This window comes from Pedobacter sp. T50_32, assembly GCF_057652195.1.
Genome location: NZ_JBYFBY010000015.1, coordinates 1 through 1,026 on the forward strand (window position 1 = coordinate 1; position 1,026 = coordinate 1,026).

Genomic DNA, 1,026 nt, shown 5'->3' on the forward strand with positions numbered 1-1,026 from the left:
AACGTTCTGCTTTCCCTCGGCTCCCCGGCCACGTGTACCCTTGCCTCGCTCGATTTCCTTACTGGCCACCGAAAAGTTAACGAATTCTTGCGGTTTCTTTCAGCGCCGCCAATACCGCCAGCCCGTCGCGCAAGGGGCGCGGCTCGTGTGTGCGGATGAAGTCAGCTCCACCTGCGGCGGCGGCAAGCTCTGCAGCGAGTGTCGCGGCCCCGACATCCCCCGGACCACGGCCTGTGAGCGCGCGCAGAAAGGATTTGCGCGAAACAGACAGAAGCACCGGCAAATCGAAGCGCAGCCGCAATTCATCGAACCGCGCCAGCACCGAGAGCGAGGTTTCGGGAGCAGCCCCCAGAAAAAACCCCATGCCGGGATCAAGGACAAGGCGGTTGCGTTTGATACCGGCACCCGTCAGCGCCGCGATGCGCGCGTCAAAGAACGCCGCAATGTGATCCATGATGTCGCCAGCGGGTGCCTCGCGCCGATCTGCCTGCCCGTCTTGCACCGAATGCATAACGACGAGTTTGGCAGATGATTTCGCCAATTGCGGATAGAACGCAGCGTCTGGAAAACCGCGAATATCATTGAGATAGGCCACACCACGCGACAAGGCATAGGCTTGCGTCGCGGGTTGATAACTGTCGAGCGAGACGGGAATGCCATCTGCCTTGAGCGCGTCCAGCACCGGCGCGATACGCGCGATTTCTGTGTCGGACGAAACAGGCGCGGCGTCGGGATTGCTGGATGCCGGACCGAGGTCGATCACATCTGCCCCCTCGGCCATCAGCTTACGCGCCTGCGCAATGGCTGCGTCTGGCGCCAGATACCGGCCTCCATCGGAGAAACTGTCCGAGGTTATGTTGACGATGCCGAAAATGATGAGCGATTTATTCATGGGGGCTTCTATAATAATACCTAAAATCCGCAGGTAGTTAATTAGGATGTTTAAAGATTCTGATTATCCGTTTATGCACCTGTTATATTCGCAATTACTAGTCTGTCAAAGAGTTTGTCTCCAAAATACCGTCT

Annotated in this window: 1 protein-coding gene; it reads right to left on the bottom strand. The window is 57.4% G+C overall.

Features of this window, described 5'->3' with window-relative positions:
- Window positions 1-76 precede the first annotated feature (76 nt).
- Window positions 77-892, bottom strand: coding sequence for a sulfonamide-resistant dihydropteroate synthase Sul2 (gene sul2 / locus AC23ME_RS21095; RefSeq protein ID WP_001043260.1), 816 nt, complete (start codon window positions 890-892; stop codon window positions 77-79).
- Between the last annotated feature and the right edge of the window lie 134 nt (window positions 893-1,026).

Coding starts and splice junctions, on each gene's coding strand:
- sul2 (WP_001043260.1), bottom strand. CDS start 892: ATGAATAAATCGCTCATCATTTTCGGCATCGTCAACATAACCTCGGAC.